The organism is Photobacterium malacitanum (assembly GCF_900185615.1).
GTDB classification, from domain to species: Bacteria; Pseudomonadota; Gammaproteobacteria; order Enterobacterales; family Vibrionaceae; genus Photobacterium; species Photobacterium malacitanum.
The window spans coordinates 35,368-55,172 of the sequence record NZ_FYAK01000003.1; the positions used below are offsets into that span (position 1 = coordinate 35,368).

The 19,805-nt window shown below is 41.2% G+C and carries 11 protein-coding genes and 6 tRNA genes; 5 read left to right on the forward strand and 12 right to left on the reverse strand.

Annotated features, from left to right (window positions below; translation table 11 throughout):
* Window positions 1-8: 8 nt before the first annotated feature.
* From PMAL9190_RS09580 to xthA, 5 genes are all read right to left on the reverse strand, one after another.
* Window positions 9-3,959 carry an ATP-binding protein gene (locus PMAL9190_RS09580; RefSeq protein WP_159458383.1) on the reverse strand — a complete coding sequence of 1,317 codons (3,951 nt, stop codon included), beginning with the start codon at window positions 3,957-3,959 and terminating at the stop codon, window positions 9-11.
* 23 nt (window positions 3,960-3,982) lie between these two features.
* The gene (locus PMAL9190_RS09585) at window positions 3,983-5,584 is read right to left on the reverse strand and encodes a response regulator (RefSeq protein WP_087845001.1); all 1,602 of its coding nucleotides are present in this window, start codon (window positions 5,582-5,584) and stop codon (window positions 3,983-3,985) included.
* Window positions 5,585-5,789: 205 nt separating this feature from the next.
* Window positions 5,790-8,063, reverse strand: a complete 2,274-nt coding sequence (pflB, locus tag PMAL9190_RS09590; RefSeq protein ID WP_087845002.1) for a formate C-acetyltransferase — start codon at window positions 8,061-8,063, stop codon at window positions 5,790-5,792.
* A 54-nt stretch (window positions 8,064-8,117) separates the two neighbouring features.
* Complete coding sequence (gene focA / locus PMAL9190_RS09595; RefSeq protein ID WP_087845003.1) at window positions 8,118-8,984, reverse strand: formate transporter FocA; 867 nt, start codon at window positions 8,982-8,984, stop codon at window positions 8,118-8,120.
* Between the two features lie 532 nt (window positions 8,985-9,516).
* The gene (gene xthA, locus PMAL9190_RS09600) at window positions 9,517-10,326 is read right to left on the reverse strand and encodes an exodeoxyribonuclease III (protein WP_087845004.1); all 810 of its coding nucleotides are present in this window, start codon (window positions 10,324-10,326) and stop codon (window positions 9,517-9,519) included.
* Between the two features lie 257 nt (window positions 10,327-10,583).
* On the opposite strand from xthA, the gene PMAL9190_RS09605 reads away from it, so the two are divergent.
* Both PMAL9190_RS09605 and PMAL9190_RS20220 read left to right on the forward strand, forming a co-directional pair.
* Window positions 10,584-10,832, forward strand: a complete 249-nt coding sequence (locus PMAL9190_RS09605; protein ID WP_087845005.1) for a GlsB/YeaQ/YmgE family stress response membrane protein — start codon at window positions 10,584-10,586, stop codon at window positions 10,830-10,832.
* Window positions 10,833-10,869: 37 nt separating this feature from the next.
* A complete protein-coding gene (locus PMAL9190_RS20220) occupies window positions 10,870-11,025 on the forward strand; it encodes a hypothetical protein (RefSeq protein ID WP_159458384.1) in 156 nt (51 codons plus the stop codon).
* On the opposite strand, the gene PMAL9190_RS09610 is transcribed toward PMAL9190_RS20220, so the two are convergent.
* The 7 genes from PMAL9190_RS09610 to PMAL9190_RS09640 all read right to left on the reverse strand — a co-directional run bounded on the left by PMAL9190_RS09610 (window position 11,001) and on the right by PMAL9190_RS09640 (window position 13,746).
* Window positions 11,001-12,659: a response regulator gene (locus PMAL9190_RS09610; protein ID WP_087845006.1), complete on the reverse strand. Its 1,659-nt coding sequence runs from the start codon at window positions 12,657-12,659 to the stop codon at window positions 11,001-11,003. The two genes, PMAL9190_RS20220 and PMAL9190_RS09610, sit on opposite strands and share 25 nt — an antisense overlap.
* 134 nt (window positions 12,660-12,793) lie before the next feature.
* Window positions 12,794-12,878, reverse strand: a tRNA-Tyr gene (locus tag PMAL9190_RS09615).
* A gap of 88 nt (window positions 12,879-12,966) precedes the next feature.
* A tRNA-Tyr gene (locus PMAL9190_RS09620) sits at window positions 12,967-13,051 on the reverse strand.
* 88 nt (window positions 13,052-13,139) lie between these two features.
* A tRNA-Tyr gene (locus tag PMAL9190_RS09625) sits at window positions 13,140-13,224 on the reverse strand.
* An 88-nt stretch (window positions 13,225-13,312) separates the two neighbouring features.
* Window positions 13,313-13,397, reverse strand: a tRNA-Tyr gene (locus PMAL9190_RS09630).
* 88 nt (window positions 13,398-13,485) lie between these two features.
* A tRNA-Tyr gene (locus PMAL9190_RS09635) sits at window positions 13,486-13,570 on the reverse strand.
* Window positions 13,571-13,661: 91 nt separating this feature from the next.
* A tRNA-Tyr gene (locus tag PMAL9190_RS09640) sits at window positions 13,662-13,746 on the reverse strand.
* A gap of 182 nt (window positions 13,747-13,928) precedes the next feature.
* Here PMAL9190_RS09640 and PMAL9190_RS09645 point away from each other — a divergent pair.
* The 3 genes from PMAL9190_RS09645 to rluF all read left to right on the forward strand — a co-directional run bounded on the left by PMAL9190_RS09645 (window position 13,929) and on the right by rluF (window position 19,393).
* Complete coding sequence (locus PMAL9190_RS09645; RefSeq protein WP_087845007.1) at window positions 13,929-15,002, forward strand: efflux RND transporter periplasmic adaptor subunit; 1,074 nt, start codon at window positions 13,929-13,931, stop codon at window positions 15,000-15,002.
* Window positions 15,002-18,127, forward strand: coding sequence for a multidrug efflux RND transporter permease subunit (locus PMAL9190_RS09650; protein ID WP_087845008.1), 3,126 nt, complete (start codon window positions 15,002-15,004; stop codon window positions 18,125-18,127). Before PMAL9190_RS09645 ends, PMAL9190_RS09650 begins: the two co-directional genes overlap by 1 nt.
* Window positions 18,128-18,292: 165 nt before the next feature.
* On the forward strand, window positions 18,293-19,393 hold the full coding sequence (gene rluF, locus PMAL9190_RS09655) for a 23S rRNA pseudouridine(2604) synthase RluF (protein WP_087845009.1): 1,101 nt from the start codon (window positions 18,293-18,295) through the stop codon (window positions 19,391-19,393).
* The last annotated feature ends 412 nt before the right edge of the window (window positions 19,394-19,805 follow it).

A 19,805-nucleotide genomic window follows, 5' to 3' on the forward strand; every position in this document is an offset into this window, starting at 1 on the left:
TTTCGATCCTATTTGCGATTTATTTGCAGAGATAATTGGTTGATTAATTTTTCAATATCAGTGTAATACGATTGTAAGTTAGCTTTATTTATTTGAGCATGTTGCGAGTATGATTCAAGCTCATCAGCAATCTGTGCTAATTGATGAAAAGCCATCATTCGTGCAGCCCCTTTGATACGATGGCTGACCATAAAGATACTATCATTATTTTGGTGTGTGATAGCGGCATTTAATTGTTCCAAATCCTCTACACAAGCCGTTAAATATTGTTGCAGCAGTGTCTGACATAGATCTTTATCGCCAAAGATAAGCAGCAATTCATCAATATCAATCATCATAGGCACCGATGCTGGTGGCAATTCAATATTTTTTTGAGCTAATTGTGGTAACACGTTAGCCTTATCTATTGTTGCAGATGGTTGTAGCCATCGAGCCAACACCGTTTTTAGCTGCTGTTGTTTCAATGGTTTTATTAAATAGTCGTTAAATCCCATCGCTCTAAAACGGTCGGTATTTGTTAGAGCATTCGCTGTAACAGCAATAATAGCCAATGGAGAGCTTGCTGTATGTTGCTCTTGTTCGCGAATTGTTTTGGTCAGCTCATAGCCATCCATTTCTGGCATATGGCAGTCTGTTAATAAAAGGCTGTAATTATTATTGGCTAAGGCGATTAGCGCTTGCTTACCATTATCAACAATATCAACCGCGTAATTGAGCTGTTCTAATTGTTGTTTGAGTATTTGTTGGTTTATTGGATGATCTTCTGCCACCAATACATAACGATTTTCAGCGATAGCTTGTTCACGAGTAAGAGGAGCTTGGACCGAATATGAACATTGACTATCGTTATTATAAGGTTGAAAAGGTTGCGTTAATGCTCGGTACAACTGGTTAGGCAGCAATGGATTCAAAGAAATATTTCGTGCATTGATGTTTGAGGTCAGCATTACATCGGCTGAAGTAATCGTGATCCAATTTACTGAAGGCAAGTTAATCGCAATCCAATTCAAATCAATATCATGCTCAATGACCCATGATTGAGGAACGAACAGCGTATCAATACACTGTACTGATACTGCGGCAGCAAGCTGTTCTTTGGTGGTCGCAGTTAATACCGTAATTGGACACTGCCAAGCCGTTAGGTAATCGATCAAAATCGAATCATTGGCCATGGTTAATAGCCCACAATGTTTATGTAATGGTTTACTGACCGTTGGCTGGCAAATATCAAACGTAAGAATGATCGTAAAGCTTGTGCCTTGATCGGGCTGACTGGCAACCGTGATACTACCGTCCATCAGTTGGATCAATTGGTGACAGATTGAAAGCCCGAGTCCAGTGCCGTCATAGCGGCGGGCGCTATCTTGGTCTAGCTGCTCAAAAGGTTGAAATAAATTATCGATATCTTGCGCAGATATACCAATACCGGTATCGGTAACTTTAAAACTAATGATCTGCTGGTTATCATGTTGAGATAATAGATTAATATCAAGTTGAATTGAGCCATTAGCAGTAAACTTAATCGCATTATTAAGTAAGTTATTAAGCACTTGTTTTAAGCGCATACTATCAAAGCGTAAACTGTGGGCGATATTAGGATCAATCCATAATTTAAAGTCGAGTCCTTTTTGTGCAGCATGAAGGGCATGGGGCTGCACTAAAATTGTGGCAATTTTAGTGAGTTGCTTCTCTCGCAGATCGAGCTTAAGTTTCTTCGATTCAAGCTTTGAAAAATCTAATACATCGTTAACGATATTTAGCAGATTATCACTTGAAAGGGTGAGGTTCTGATGAATTTGTTGTAATTCAGGTTGCTGGGCATAAGGTTTCATCAAATCCAATAAACAAATAATGCCACTAATCGGGGTGCGAATCTCGTGACTCATCATTGCTAAAAAACGTGATTTAGCAGTCGTTGCTGCTTGTGATTTTTGTTTAGCTGCGGTTAAGGCTAACTGTTGGTGTTTTAATTGCGTGATATCAATCAAAATACTATTCCATTGCCAGCCTGTAGTTGATGGCGTTATTTGGCAACGGAGCTCAATCCAGCGTGAGTTATTGTTTTCTTGCGTATTTAGCTGAAGCTCTGTTCGCCAATAGCCTTGCTTGACCGCATTACGCATAGCTGTTAGTAAGGTTTGATAATCATCCCGCAAAGCCATTCGATCTTTTAGCAGTTGAGGAAAAAAGTAAAACTTACTTGCTGATGTGCCAGTAAAATCGATAATCTTTTCACTCATAAACAGAATATCAATATCCATAGGATCATCACTTTTTTGGTGATGCTGAATTAATACGCCATCAAAGTTATTGGTGAGATAAGTTAATTTATCTTCAACTGCTTTACGGTGTTTGATTTCATTGGTTAAGCGACGGTTCCAAACCGTAATCGCACCAATAATACAGCAAATCACTAACCCAAAAATGATGATAATTGTCACTAGCTGATGGTAATTTCCATCTGCTTTAAGCGTGACTGTGTGCCATTTTTTTTGAATATCATCGAGTGTTTCTGGTGGAAAGGAATCAATCGCTTTATTAAAAATATTACGCAAAATTAAATTATTAGGCGCAACGGCAAAAGCCACGTTAAGCGCATGATCATCTAACTGACTTGCGACGATTTTTAATTGTCCTAAAAAGTTATCTTGAATCAGCAAATGGGCATTTGAGAACGAAATTGCACCATAATTAATCTTGCCATCGGTAACAGCTTTGAGGATGTCGAGTTTGGTTTTAAATTGATGCACTTTCGCTGTAGGGTAATATTCTTGAACAAGTTTTGCTCCAAAGCTTGATGCTAGTACGCCAATAGTGTCGCTTGAATCAATACGTTTTAATTTTTTATGATTAATACGATCGATCATTACCCACTTATCTCGACTATAAGGCACAGTGAAGGCGAGCTCTGTCTGACGTTTTCTTGTTGTGACAATAGCAGCAATAATATCAATTTTATTATCTGCTAATTGCTGTTTAGCATCTTGATAATTAGCGATCGGCGTAATGGTCGCGGTGATGTTTAACTTTTGAGTAATATGATCCAGTGTATCTTTGAGTTGGCGTAAAATGGTGTCGTTAATGCCTAGTGTCACCGATATTGGGAATTGATAGCCAATACGAATATTTTTGTGCTGTTGTAAGTAATTGGTTTCGGCTGTGGTTAAATGCAACTCATGGGGATCTCCCAACATTTTCTGTTGTTTATTTGTCAGCCAATGATCATAAATCTCCGTCAGTTCTGATTCTGGTAATTGATCATAGGCTTGGTTTATCTTGTTGATAAGCGAACGGTGATTTTTAGTTGCTGTGATATACAACCGCTCAAAAGGAAGAGCTGTTAAGGGCGAGAAAGATAACGAATGCTGTAAATCACCATAAGTGTATAAATTTTGTAATATTAAACCATTGCCAATATAAGCATCAGCCAAGCCTTTCTTTACGGCATTCAGTGCCACTTTAGTTGATGGCATAGAAAGGATTTGCTCTGCAAACTGCATGTCGATTATTTTTTGTTCGATAGCAAAGCCATTTTCAATACTAATGATGGTGTTTTTTAGATCGGATAGTTTTGTGTGTTTTGATGAAGCACTAAGCATTGCAAATGAGGTACTTAAAATCGGATCACTGAAAACCATATATTTTTGGCGATCTAACGTCGGAGCAACACCAATCAATAAATCGACTTCATTACGTTTAAACGCCGACAGCATATCTTCAAAGCTGGAATAGCAAATACTTCGAACTTGAAAACCAGCTTTAGCTGCAATTGCATCCATTAGCGATGGCAATAAGCCAATAATCTTCTTATCTTTTTTAAACGCTAACGGTGCCCAATTAAATGAGGTATAGCCAACAGTGATCATCGGCTTCTTTGCGATATCACTTGATGGCTTGGCATGAACACTAAAACTTAATATTAACATTGTTAACGTTAGCCATAATGTGAAAATTCGCATTGATAAATACCTAAAATAACAAATTAATATAAAGGCCGTTGCAGGCTGCGGTACTGGGTTTTTAGCTTCAAATACCATTCAGGTTTAAAATCTTGTGATTCAAACGTCCATCTGGCTTCTTTAATCCATTGTTGATGCTGTGGTTCATTATTTAGATGCCCACGAGACGACAATTCAACTAAGCAGCGTGCTAATACTTCATCAAAACGATAATGGGGCCAGAGTTGTAATATCGCTTGTCCCGCTTCAACATAATACTTTTGTTTTACTAGCCTCAGTGCATGGCGATATTGCTCATCTGTTCGATGATCTGATGTTGGTTTCATTGTCTCTAACCACATATTTTTTATAATTGAATGTGGTTCATTTTGCCGTTGTAGCAGGTTGTACTGTAAGCGCTGATAGCAGTCAGTCTGATGACGCGTCATGGCTAAACGCTTGTTGATACAAAGTGCAATAGCATCAAACTCAAAGCTATGGTTATCAGGATCAATATAATGAATGGCATCCATTGCAGCACCATAACTTTTATAGGCACCAAGATTATTATCATTATCTAAATACTGCCATGCTTGGAGTAAGTAAATAAAAGGCCGTTCATGTTTAGTAATGGTCTTTTGTTGGCTGATTGTGCGCCATAAGCGTTCGATAGGTAAGCTTTTTTTATCACTATGCTGTAATTGTAACCAGATAATAAACGCGTGATAACACGGCTTATCCCACACAGAATAACGAAGATAAGAAATTGCTTCTCGCAAATGTTGCTGCATCGCACTGTGATTTTGAAAATGGGATTCTATCCATAATAAACCAAACAGGCGTTGCAGATTATTTTTGCTAACATTATGCGCTTGTAACCAAAAATCATAACCCTGAGTGATTTTATTTTGTAATAGTGCAGCACTGGCACTGTATTCAAGTAGCATCAAATGGTTAGGGTATGAGCGGCGTAATTGCGTTAATAGTGGATTAAGCGCTTTAAAATTTTGCTGTTGCAGCCATAGTTGGATTAATAACAGTTGTGCTGGCAAACTTTGATATAGGCGCTGAATTAAAGTTAATAAGGCTAAAATGTCAGTGTGTAAATGCGGCTGCTTTTGATTCAGTAATCGTTTAGCAACTGCAGTCATGGTGGTGCAGTGAATCGCAAGTGGGGGGGTATATTGACTACACATTGATTCAATACCACTAATACCCACTTGTTGATAATGAGCAAACGCCCGCTCATTTATTGCACGCTGTTCAAAACTGTATTCTAAGCGTTGTTTTAAGGTACTTAAGCGTAGTGGTTTAACCAAATAATCATCTGGTTGGTATTCTGAAAACCCCATTAATACCGCGGGAGAGTCATCTGCTGTCAGAATGAAAATAAGCGGAGAATGATTCAATAACTCATGGTGATGGAGGCGTTCTAGCAGTTGTAATCCGGTACTACCAAATCCAAGATTGAAATCAAGAAACAAAATATCAAAGCTTTGTTGCTGACAATATTTAATCGCTTCAGCAGCATTTGATGCACAAAAAATATTGGCACTTTGAAATTGACCATTGACTAAAATAAGCTTGGTTGTTTGTTGGATAATACTACTATCATCGACAATCAATACCGATTGAGTTCTTCGCATCAGAAAGTCGTATCCTGGCAATGTAAAAGCAAATAATTGCAACTGGTGGGTGTTTTTTGCGCAGATTAACGATAAAGCATGATATGAACAACATAAAAGATGTAACAGGGTATGTCATTGCACATAAACTTGAGGCATAAAAAAACCGGCTATAATTAGCCGGTTTTTTATTAGGAAGTAAACTTCCTACACAGAAGACTCTATATTATAGAGAAGCTGTGAATGTACGAGCGATAACGTCAGCCTGCTGTTCAGCAGTTAGAGAGTTAAAACGCACTGCATAACCTGATACACGGATAGTTAGCTGTGGGTAGTTCTCTGGGTGCTTAACTGCGTCTTCAAGAGTTTCACGGTTAAGAACGTTAACGTTTAGGTGTTGACCACCTTCGATGCCTGACTCATGGTGGAAGTAACCATCCATTAGGCCAGCAAGGTTAGTTTCTTGAGTATCAAGATCTTTACCTAGTGCGTTTGGAACGATAGAGAATGTGTATGAAATACCATCTTTAGCGTGTGCAAACGGTAGTTTACCTACAGAAGTAAGTGAAGCTACAGCGCCTTTTTCGTCACGACCGTGCATTGGGTTAGCACCTGGTGCGAAAGGAGCACCTGCACGACGACCGTCTGGCGTGTTACCCGTCTTCTTACCGTACACAACGTTAGATGTGATAGTTAGGATAGACTGAGTAGGGATCGCATCACGGTACATCTTGTGAGTACGGATCTTGTTCATGAAGCGCTCAACAAGGTCACATGCGATGTCATCAACGCGTGCGTCATTGTTACCGAACTTAGGATAGTCACCTTCGATTTCGAAATCGATAGCGATGCCATCTTCGTCACGGATAGGCTTAACAGTTGCGTATTTGATAGCTGATAGTGAGTCAGCAGCAACAGAAAGACCAGCGATACCACAAGCCATTGTACGCTTGATGTCACGATCGTGTAGAGCCATTAGCGATGCTTCGTAGCTGTACTTGTCGTGGCTCCAGTGAATAGCGTTTAGCGCAGAAACGTAAGTCGTTGCTAACCAATCCATGAAGTGATCTAGACGATCCATTGTATCTTCGTAATCAAGAACTTCAGCAGTTACTTTTTCAGTCTTAGGACCTACTTGGATCTTAAGCTTCTCATCCACACCGCCGTTGATTGCGTAAAGCATAGTCTTAGCAAGGTTAGCACGCGCACCGAAGAACTGCATTTGCTTACCAACAACCATTGGAGATACACAACAAGCGATAGCGTAATCGTCAGAGTTCATGTCTGGACGCATTAGGTCATCGTTTTCGTACTGGATAGAAGAAGTATCGATAGATACCTTCGCACAGAACTTCTTGAAGCCTACAGGTAGTTGCTCAGACCAAAGCACAGTGATGTTTGGCTCTGGAGAAGGACCCATAGTGTATAGGCTGTTTAGGAAACGGAAGTTAGTACGTGTAACTAGTGTACGACCGTCAAGACCCATACCACCCATTGATTCTGTTGCCCAGATTGGGTCACCAGAGAATAGCTCATCGTATTCAGGAGTACGTAGGAAACGAACCATACGTAGCTTCATTACGAAGTGGTCGATCATTTCTTGCGCTTGAGCTTCAGTGATCTTACCAGCGGCGATATCACGCTCGATGAAGATGTCTAGGAAAGTCGAAGTACGACCTAGAGACATTGCAGCACCGTTTTGTGATTTAACAGCAGCTAGGTAGCCGAAGTAAGTCCACTGGATAGCTTCTTGTGCATTTGCAGCAGGAAGAGAGATATCACAACCGTACTTAGCAGCCATTTCTTTGATTTGGCCAAGTGCACGGTGTTGCTCACAGATCTCTTCACGACGTTGCATAGTCATTTGAAGATCTTCGCCGTTCTCAAACATTTCTTCTAGAGATTTGAATTGAGCTAGCTTGTCAGCCATTAGCTTGTCGATACCGTAAAGAGCGATACGACGGTAGTCACCGATGATACGACCACGGCCGTATGCATCTGGAAGACCAGTTAGAACACCAGACTTACGACATTTGATGATAGAAGGCGTGTAGATATCGAAAACACCTTGGTTGTGTGTTTTACGAAGTTCTGAGTAAACCTTCTTGATAGTAGGATCTAGTTCACGACCGTATACTTTGCATGAGTTTTCGATCATGCGGATACCACCGTTAGGGATCAAACCACGCTTAAGAGGCGCGTCAGTTTGAAGACCTACGATAGTTTCAAGCTCTTGGTCAATGTAACCAGCGTCGTGTGCAGTGATAGTAGAAACAACGTCAGTATCGAAATCAACAGGTGCGTGAGTCGCGTTTTCCTGTTTGATGCCTACCATTACAGCTTCCCAAAGTTTAGCTGTAGCTGGAGTTGCTTCTGTTTCAAGGAAAGAGCCGTCACCCTCGTAAGGAGTGTAGTTCTTTTGGATAAAGTCACGAACGTTTACTTCGTTCTGCCAATCACCAGCTGTGAAGCCTTCCCATGCAGCAAATTGCTCTGCCATTGTATACCTACCTATACTATTCAGTAGAAAAAAATAAGTGTTATCGTGTCGAACTTAGTGGTGGTTATTACCTTTAAGTTCTGGACGACGATGGATAACCCAATATGTCATACCAACCAATACACCACCACCAATGATATTACCAATAGTAACGGGGATTAGGTTGTTTACAACAAAATTATGTACGGTTAAATCTGCAAATTGAGCTGGATTAACGCCAGCCATGGTCCAAAATTCTGGACTTGCAAAAGCGTGGATCACGATACCCATTGGAATCATAAACATATTTGCAATACAGTGCTCAAAACCACTAGCAACAAACATCGCAACAGGTAACAACATAACCATTACTTTATCAGTGGCACTACGGCATGAAAAAGTCATCCACGTGGCAAGACAAACCATTAGGTTACAAAGAATACCTAAAACAACAGCTTGTCCAAAACTATGATGAAGCTTATGTTGAGCGATTTTCATTGCGTTAATACCCCATTGGCCATCAGCGCCAAGGTGTTGTTTTGCAATCCAAATACACACAACAAAGAATATTGCGCCGACAAAGTTACCGAAGTAAACAATGCCCCAGTTTTTCATTAACTGACCTGTCGTAATGCGGCCACTTGCGCGAGCAACTGTAGTTAAAACTGAAGAGGTAAAAAGCTCACCGCCACAGATTACGACTAGGATTAAACCTAAACTAAATGCAAGACCACCAACAAACTTAGACATCCCCCAAGGCATATCACCAGCGCCAGTAGTAACTGTTGTGTAAAACACAAAAGCAATTGAAATAAATACACCCGCAGTTATCGCTAAAAAGAATGACTGTAGTGGATGTTTTGTTGCTTTATAAACGCCGACTTCTTCGGCCTTATGTGCCATAGCTGGTGGCATCAGCGAGTCAAAAGGATTAGTTTCCATTTTCACAGGGGTGCTCTTTATGGTTTAAGTTAGGCTGCAAGAATAATAGCAAAGGTCGTGAATCATAAACTTGATCTGGATCATTGCGGTGAAAATTTATAACAATATTAGACATATTATTACATTGCAAAATAATGTAATCAATTGAATATTAAGAGTATAATTTTTTTGAGAAAACTAAAAAAAATTTTAATGTAATTTTATTTCATAATATTTAGATAGTGATTACAAAATTTGGCCTCTTTAAAAATCAATTACTTATGTTTTGCTATGATCTTTTTTAAAAATTTTGTGCGATCAAAACAAGTTTGATTCAACTTTTTTTATATTCTCAAGGTGAATGTAACGTTTGAGTATGTATTCTCTATATCCATACTGCATAAGTATCATTCAAGAGTAATGGTGAATATATATGTAAACCCATACAAAGCCGCTACTGATGATAGACGGCTTTAGGAATGAATTATTTGATGCAGTTTCGATATTAATATAGATGTTAATAATGACGATTAAAAGCCAATAACCCCCTTAATTACTCGGTAAAAGTCGACCAAATTGGCGCATGATCTGATGGTTTTTCGATACCACGCAATGGATAGTCAATGCCAGCGTCAATACAACGCTGAGCTAAAGTTGGTGTAGCCAGAATCACGTCAATTCGTAGCCCTCGATTATCGACAAAACCTTTAGAGCGATAGTCAAACCATGAGAATTGATCATCAACTGTTGGGTGTCGTTGGCGGAAGGTATCAACAAAGCCCCAATCAAGTAATGTTTTTAGCCACAGACGTTCAATTGGCTGGAACGAACACTTGCCTGTTTTTAGCCATCGCTTGGCGTTAACGGGGCCAATACCAATGTCTAAATCCGTCGGACTGATATTGATATCACCCATAATAATCAGTTCATCTTCAACCTGATGATGATTATTAAGGTAGTGCATTAGATCAGCATAAAATTTTTCTTTGGCTGGAAATTTTGTTTCATGGCTAACGTTATCACCTTGCGGAAAGTATCCGTTCATTACCGTAATATTAGTGCCATTAGGCTGAGCAAAAGTCGCCATGATCATACGGCGTTGCGCGTCTTCATCATCAGTAGGAAAGCCTTTCTGTACATTGATTGGCTCTTGCTTACAAAGCATAGCCACGCCGTAATGGGCTTTTTGGCCATGAAAATACACTTTGTATCCCATTGCTTCTACATCGGCGAGTGGAAAGGCTTCGTCATGAACTTTAATTTCTTGTAGACCGATAACATCAGGTTGGTGCTTATCGATAATAGCTTGAAGTTGATGTAAGCGAGCACGTAGCCCATTGATGTTAAAAGAAATAACTTTCATATTTAGTGTCCATAACTGCGAATAATTATTGGTTACAGATACTAGCACATCGACCATCACTTCAATATATGCAGATAACAATTAACGCTGAGGTTAATTAAATGATTGCTTTATTTGGGCATGATGATTATTGCAGGTCTATGATAAAGGTGCTGATATCGTTTATGACAAGTTATTGTTTTTAAATAGACAGCACACATATCACCGCTCATGAGCGGGCATATATATTAAATTTATTATTAGAAGGAAGCAGTAATATGGGGATCATTTCTTGGATTATTTTAGGTCTTATTGCTGGTGCATTAGCAAAATGGTTAATGCCAGGTAATGATGGTGGCGGTTGGATAGCAACGTGTGGCTTAGGTATTGCCGGATCTTTAGCCGGAGGCTGGATTGGCTCTTTGATAGGGATAGGTGCCGCGGGTGGGATTAACATTGGCAGTATCATTATAGCCACTGCTGGCGCGTTGATATTACTGTTTATCTATAATCGTTTTATTCGCTAATAACCGTATTACACCAAGAGAACTATAGGACATCATCATGTTTGATTTTATCAAGCGTTTGTTTGGCTCTGAGTCGGAACAAGAGCGAGCAACTCGACTCAGAAAAGAACAAGCCCAGCAACATCGAAATGAGAAATATGCTCAAGGTGCATCAGATAAGCCAGCTGATCATGATGATGACGGTGAGAATTGATCATAACTGATGATATGCTGATCGTTATATTGATGCTGAAGCTGCTGCAACCATTCCAATAATGGCGATGGTAATGGCATCTTTTTCATTTGTTGTAAGCTACTGGTTATCTGCAAATGGTTAATCTGTTGCTGCGCAAGTAAGCTAGCAATACGGCCTAAATGAGCTTCTGTATTATAAGGATAATCACGTAAAATGGTTTGATATATACAGTAAGCTCGTTGTGGATCGAGCGTTACAGTGGCTTTTGCTGTCGCGAGTTGAGCAACTAATAAACGTACATTTTCAACCAGAAATTTATTTTGCTGTAATTGTGCCATACGATAATGACTGTGCGGATCTAATACTGTTCGCGTCATTAAGATCTGATAAATCTCGCCAATTAGACGCGTTTCCCCAAAGTGAATTAATAATGGGAGTGCATCAACCATTATTGCTGCAGGCGCTTGCGACATCTGCCCAAAATACCTTTTTAAGCCATATAACAATCGCCGTTTAGTTGTTAATGGTTGCAGTGTGGCAGTAAACCTTGCCAAGGTAATATGCCGAAATGCTGTAAGACATTTCTTTTGGTTGTGAGTTAAGCGTCGATTTGCTTGTTGAAATAACTTTTTAAGTTGTTTGATTAATTTCCGTTGCCGCTGTGGCGATAATTGTTGGCTATGGAGCTGTTCAAATTGTGCAGTGTATTGAGCCAGATATACGATCCAATCATCATCAATAATCGCTAAATGATTGACTAACGTTTTACCGACCTTGATAAACAAGGATTGATCGTTGGTATTTACTGCCAGTTGGGCAACCAATAATGAACGGTGGCTAATCGTTGGAGTTAATAATAATGCCTTATAAGCAATCACTTTGGCATTATCATTCTGTTGCTGTTGTTGTAACAAGATTGCCAATTCATCATAAGCTTCAACAAATAACGGCACCTGCTTAATTAACGTTTGTAATATACAAATAGCGGCAGGCGTATCACCTTGGTGATGAGTTAACTGTGCTTGGCGTAATATCAGTTTATGGTTTTGGCTGTGTTGGCTAAATAAGGTTAATAATTGCTGTGCTTGTGACCACTGTTGTTGCTTGATTAATAAATCAATTAATAAAATCTCAATCTCTAGATTATGGCCTTGTTGTCGTAGTAACTGTCGACATAATGTCATCGCTGTCGAAATTTTATTATTTTCTATAGCAGTATAAATCGGTCGACGCAGTAAACAGGCTTGATAAACCGTCACTACGCGCTGTTTCAGCATGCCGATATTTAACGGTTTACTCAGAAAGCTATCGGCATCCATTGTCATTGAGGTCACAATAATTTCCGGAGTACGATCGCCAGAGATAAACACCACTCCACAATGTGCACTAATACAATTAGTTTTTCTCATTGCGGCAAGCAGATCGCTGCCATTAATATCCGCTTCAAGATGAAAGTCGATTAGAATTAAATCGTAGTTGGTAGTACGACAGCATTGAAGGGCTGTATTGCTGCAGGTGGCGATATCAACACTCGTCAGCTTAATGCTGTGTAAAATATTTTGGATCAGTAATGCAGAAGACAACTGATCGTCAATAATCAGTACCTTTACATGTTGCCAATCGATGTGGGTGTGAAGTGATGCTTGTGCCATAACGATCCATAAACAATATCAGCAATAGTATGCATTATTACACATATGTTACAGTTTAGTTTGATTTGTTGAACGTTTAACAGCAGTTTATTGTAGATATGAAAAAGCCAGCTGCAAAGCAACTGGCTAAATAATGGTGGTGGGGGAAGGATTCGAACCTTCGAAGGCAGTGCCGGCAGATTTACAATCTGCTCCCTTTGGCCACTCGGGAACCCCACCACGGGGTATTGCGATAATTTGTTGATGCTATGGTTACTAAAGGCCAGTTTAATAACCGAAAAGTCATAAAAACAACTTTTCAAAATAATGGTGGTGGGGGAAGGATTCGAACCTTCGAAGGCAGTGCCGGCAGATTTACAATCTGCTCCCTTTGGCCACTCGGGAACCCCACCACGGGGTATTACAATAATTTGTTGACGCTATGGTAATTAAAGGCCAGTTTAATTACCGAAAAGCTGTAAAAACAACTTTTCAAAATGATGGTGGTGGGGGAAGGATTCGAACCTTCGAAGGCAGTGCCGGCAGATTTACAATCTGCTCCCTTTGGCCACTCGGGAACCCCACCACGGGGTATTACAATAATTTGTTGACGCTATGGTAATTAAAGGCCAGTTTAATTACCGAAAAGCTGTAAAAACAACTTTTCAAAATGATGGTGGTGGGGGAAGGATTCGAACCTTCGAAGGCAGTGCCGGCAGATTTACAATCTGCTCCCTTTGGCCACTCGGGAACCCCACCACGGGGTATTACAATAATTTGTTGACGCTATGGTAATTAAAGGCCAGTTTAATTACCGAAAAGCTGTAAAAACAACTTTTCAAAATGATGGTGGTGGGGGAAGGATTCGAACCTTCGAAGGCAGTGCCGGCAGATTTACAATCTGCTCCCTTTGGCCACTCGGGAACCCCACCACGGGGTATTGCGATAATTTGTTGACGCTATGGTAATTAAAGGCCAGTTTAATTACCGAAAAGCCGTTATAAAACAACTCTTCAAAATTAATGGTGGTGGGGGAAGGATTCGAACCTTCGAAGGCAGTGCCGGCAGATTTACAATCTGCTCCCTTTGGCCACTCGGGAACCCCACCACAAGTGCGGGGCGGATAATAACAAACATTTCAGCGCTGTAAACCTTTTTTATTATAATTATCGAATACTTGCTGGATTTTTCATCAGTAAGCGAATTTTTGCTTAACTTTACATTTCTTGACGTTATTCAAGCTCGAGTTCAGATATTATTCGGCTAGGATTTTTATGATGGTTTTAGCAAATGAAAAAAATGGCCGTAGCAGTATTAGTCGCCGCAGTATTATCAGGTAGTTACTTTTACTTTCAAGGAACATCACATGCTGCGCAAAATAAATCACAGCCACAGCGTTCACAGCGGGTTGTCTCTGTCACAACTGGTGAAGTAGCGTCAGTTGCCGTCGCTCAATCGTTATCTTTAGTCGGTAAATTGCATGCTCAACAAGCGGTGAATGTTGCAGCAGAAGTGTCAGCTAAAATCAAAACCATTGCGGTACCTGTGAACACCACAGTTAGCAAGGGACAATTACTGATCCAACTTGATGATGATAAAGCGGTCGCGGCTTACGATGAGGCATTGGCATACCGTAATGATGAGCAACGTAAATTAGCCGAATTTCAGCGATTGCTAAGTCGTGGCGCAATAACCAAAACCGAGATTGATGCTCAAGCGGCCAGCGTTAGTATTGCGAATGCACGTTTAAAAGCGGCATTAGCAAATCTTAACGATCATGCTATTCGCGCGCCATTTGATGGCACTATCGGCTTGTATGACTTTAGTCCTGGACACATGACAGCGGCTGGCAGTGAGCTGTTTAATTTTGATGACCTTTCTTCTATGCGTCTGGATATTGAAGTTCCAGAACAATATCTCTCCTTTTTAAAGGTTGGCATTAACGTCACCGCTAAAAGCCAAGCATGGGGCGATCGTGCCTTTGTCGGTAAAATTCAAGCCATTGATTCACGTGTTCAGCCCGATTCACTCAATATCAAAGTACGGGTGGTATTTGAAAATAAAGATCATGCCTTAAAGCCTGGAATGCTACTTGCAACCGATATTGATTTTATTCCGCAGCAACAGGCAATTATTCCAGTGCAAGCGTTAGAGTATTCAGGTACTAAACGTTATGTTTATATTGTTGATGGTCAACAGCAAGTTCATCGTACCTTGGTAGAGCTTGGCGAGCGTATTGATAACAACGTGGTGATCAAAAAAGGCCTTAACATCGGCGAGCGAATTGTGGTGCAAGGGTTAGTCAATATGCGTGACGGCATCACCATCAAAGACATCACTCCAGCGGTTGGAGTAGCAAGCTAATGTGGTTATCTGATATTTCAGTCAAGCGACCTGTGGTTGCGATCGTATTAAGTTTGCTGTTGTGTGTATTTGGTATTGTGTCTTTCTCTAAACTGGCTGTACGTGAAATGCCAGATGTTGAAAGCCCTGTTGTCACCGTGATGACCACTTATGAAGGTACATCAGCCTCGGTAATGGAAAGCCAAGTCACCACGCCAATTGAAGATGAATTATCTGGCATCAGTGGTATCGAAAATATTACCTCGATCACGCGTAATGGCATGTCACGGATCACGGTTGAGTTCAATATGGACTGGGATCTGACCGAGGGGGTCAGTGATATTCGTGATGCTGTTGCTCGTGCCCAGCGTCGACTACCTGATGATGCTAACGATCCTATCGTCTCAAAAGATAATGGTTCGGGTGAGCCTGCAATCTACATTAATCTATCGTCATCAGAGATGGATCGTACTCAGCTGACAGATTATGCACAGCGAGTATTAGAAGATCGGTTTAGCCTATTAGACGGTGTTAGCTCCGTCAGTTTGAGCGGTGCTTTATACAAAGTCATGTATATCAAGCTACAACCGGTATTAATGGCTGGGCGTGGCATTACCACTAAAGATATTGTTAATGCACTAAAAGATGAAAACGTTGAATTACCCGGTGGTGAAGTACGCAATGATCAAACGGTGATGTCAGTACGTACCGCACGTTTATATAAAACCGTTAATGATTTTAAGTATTTAGTGATTCACAAAACGGCAGCGGGTACACCGATTTATCTTAAAGATGTCGCTGATGTCAGCATTGGTGCTGAAAACGAAAATTCGACCTTTAAAAGTAACGGCGTGGTTAATTTAAGTTTAGGCATTGTGACCATGTCAGATGCTAACCCGCTTGATGTTGCTAAAGAAGTGCGTGCTGAAGTGGCAAAGATGCAAAAGTTTTTACCGCAAGGCGCATCGCTAACCATAGATTATGACGCAACGGTGTTTATCGAACGCTCAATTAATGAAGTTTATAGCACGTTGTTAGTGACTGGCGCGCTGGTTATTTTGGTGCTGTATATCTTTATTGGTCAAGTACGGGCAACCTTAATTCCTGCTGTGACGGTGCCGGTTTCATTAATTTCGGCGTTTATTACGGCGTATTTCTTTGGCTTTTCAATCAACTTACTGACTCTGATGGCGTTAATTCTAGCAATTGGATTGGTGGTCGATGATGCGATTGTAGTAGTTGAAAACGTTTTTCACCATTTACAACGAGGAGAATCACCATTACTTGCGGCCTATAAAGGTACGCGTGAAGTGGGATTTGCGGTTATTGCGACCACCGCGGTATTGGTGATGGTGTTTTTGCCGATCTCGTTTATGGAAGGCATGGTCGGGCGATTATTTACTGAGTTTTCAGTGTTACTGGCGATGGCGGTAATTTTCTCATCACTTATCGCATTAACCCTAACGCCAGTGATGTGTAGCAAATTGCTTAAAGCGAATGTAAAGCCAAATCGGTTTAATCTGTGGGTAAATCGTCAGTTTGAACAACTTGAAAACGGTTACCGCCGCATTGTAACCGTGGCCGTTAAAAAACGTTTTGTCGCGCCATTAGTGGTATTAGGCTGTATTGCTGCCAGTGCTGGATTAATGAAACAGATTCCAGCTCAACTCGCCCCCCAAGAAGATCGCGGAGTATTATTTGCGTTTGTAAAAGGGGCAGAAGGCACCAGTTATAACCGTATGATCGGTAACATGGATCAAGTTGAAGCACGCTTATTACCATTGTTAGGTAAAGGAGTATTGAAATCAGTTAGCATTCAGTCTCCAGCCTTTGGTGGTCGAGCAGGGGATCAAACCGGCTTTGTGATCATGCAATTAGAAGATTGGAATGATCGAACCGTGAGTGCCCAACAAGCATTAGGGATGATCAGTAAAACATTGGCTGGTATTCCTGATGTACGGGTAATGCCGATGATGCCTGGTTTCCGTGGGGGATCCTCAGAGCCTGTGCAATTTGTATTGGGCGGCGCGGATTATCAAGAATTGTTTAAATGGGCGACCAAGCTTAAACATATTGCTGAAGATAGCCCGTTAATGGAAGGCGCAGATTTAGATTATGCTGAAACCACGCCAGAGTTATTGGTTAATGTTAACCGTGAGCGTGCGGCTGAGTTAGGCATTCCAGTCACTGAAATTGCCGAAACATTAGAAGTGATGCTAGGTGGACGCAGTGAAACCACTTTTGTTGATCGCGGTGAAGAATATGATGTTTACCTGCGTGGTGATGAAAATAGTTTTAACAGCTCGACGGATTTAAGTCAGATTTATTTACGGGCGAAAAATGGCAAGTTAGTCACGCTTGATACTGTCGCGTCAATTGATGAAGTGGCATCAGCGCAAAAGTTAAGCCATAACCAAAAGCAGAAATCGATCACTCTAAAAGCAAGCCTTTCTGAAGGTTACACCTTAGGCGATGCACTTGATTTTCTTGATCAGCAAGCGATTGATACGCTGCCATCAGATATTACGGTGAATTATGCTGGTGAATCACAAGATTTCCGTGATAACCAAAGCAGCATATTAGTGGTGTTTGGGTTAGCGTTATTAGTGGCTTATTTAGTGCTCGCAGCGCAGTTTGAAAGCTTTATTAACCCGCTGGTGGTAATGCTAACGGTGCCGATGGGGATCTTTGGTGGCTTGGCAGGATTATGGATAATGGGGCAAGGGCTCAATATTTATAGTCAGATCGGGATGATCATGTTGATTGGTATGGTAACCAAAAACGGTATTTTGATCGTGGAATTTGCTAACCAACTGCGTGATAAAGGGATTGAGTTTGAACAAGCGATTGTTGATGCCTCGGTGCGTCGTTTACGTCCGATTCTGATGACAGCTTTCACGACATTATTTGGCGCATTACCGTTGATTTTATCAACAGGCGCTGGTGCAGAAAGCCGTATTTCAGTTGGTACCGTCGTGTTCTTTGGTATGGCATTTGCCACTTTAGTTACGCTATTGGTGATCCCGGCGATGTACCGCTTGTTATCAGCGAAGACGAAATCACCAGGCTACATTGAAGCGCAGCTAGAAAAAGAACTGCAGCGTGATTATGTTGGCCGTATTAGTCACGGTGATTTACCCAAGTAAATAATATCAGTAACGAGTAGCGAGTTTGCGCGAGCTTAAAAACGCGCTACTCGCTACTCGTCTCACAATCAGTTAAACTCCCCTCATAACAACTATCGAGTAAGTAAACTACAATTGAGTGGTTTATTACCCTGATCGACCTAAAGCCCTTTATAGAAGAAAACCATGTCACATAATTCTACTGACCAGCAGAGCCCAAAAGGGGTTCGACTTAATAAATTTATCAGTGATACAGGCTATTGCTCACGCCGTGAGGCGGACAAGCTGATTGATCAGGGACGCGTAACCATTAATGGCACCGTGCCAGAAATGGGCATGCGCGTAATGGATAACGACGAAGTATTGGTTGATGATAAACCTCTGCGCAGCAAAGAGCGTCCAATCTACATTGCGTTAAATAAGCCAACCGGTATTACGTGTACTACTGAGCGTCATATTGAAGGTAACGTGATTGACTTCATTGGTCACCGTAAGCGTATCTTCCCGATTGGTCGTTTAGATAAGCCGTCTGATGGCCTTATTTTCTTAACCAATGACGGTGATATCGTTAATAAAATTCTGCGTGCAGGTAACTCGCATGAGAAAGAATACGTTGTTCGTGTTGACCAACCGATCACGCCTGAGTTTATTGAAAAAATGTCATCTGGGGTTGAGATTCTAGATACGGTTACTTTGCCATGTAAAGTGACTAAAGAGACTAACTTCTCATTCCGTATCGTGTTGACTCAAGGTTTAAACCGTCAAATTCGTCGTATGTGTGAAGCGTTAGGTTATGAAGTATATAAACTTCGCCGTGTGCGCATCATGAACATTACCATTGATGGCTTACCAAACGGTAAGTGGCGTTATTTAACTGATGCTGAGATTAATGAAATTCAGCAGATGATTTCGCAATCAAGCGGTACTGAAGAAGCATCAAAAACCGATGCTGAAGGGCGTACTATTGCTAAAGCGACTGACGCTAAGCTGTATGATCATCGCGCTCAAGAAGCACGTAATGAAAAACGAGCAGCGGAAAGGCAGTTTAAAACTTACCGTGGTACAGGTGAGTTTAATCGTCGTCCTGATGGTGCTAACCGCAGCAGCCGTAACAACGAAGATCGTCATAGCCGCAATGCTAGCCGTGGCGCTCGCAGTGATGCACCGCGTCGTAATAACGATGACCGTCCTGCACGTACTTCCGCGCCAAGCCGTGATACTAACAAGCCAAGCTTTGGTGGTAAGAGCAACGGTATTAAGAAGTGGAAATCAAAGCGCGAAGAGTAACAGTGCGTTGTTAGAATCGAGATAGCGAGTTTCGAGAATAAATGAAAAGCGATAGGCAAGAGTCTGTCGCTTTTTTGTTAGCCCTCCGTCATTCCCGACAGTGAATACCAAACTCCCCGTCATTCCCTACAGTGAATGCCAACCCCCGTCATTCCCTACAGTGAGGTTACGAACGAGATAGGGAATCTACTCACCGCGCGTTGTAGCGTTATTGTGATGAGTTATTTTTCAGTCACTCGAAACTCGCCCCTTTTTCTCCTCGCTACTCGCCACTGTTTTTACTCGTCACTTATTTCCACTGGCTTCTTTAAGGCTCGATCACGCCTTGAGTAGATCACGGATAGTTTCGTACCTCAACTTTCAGATGACGGATATTGGGCTAAGTGAATGCTAAGCCTCACTCCGTAATGTC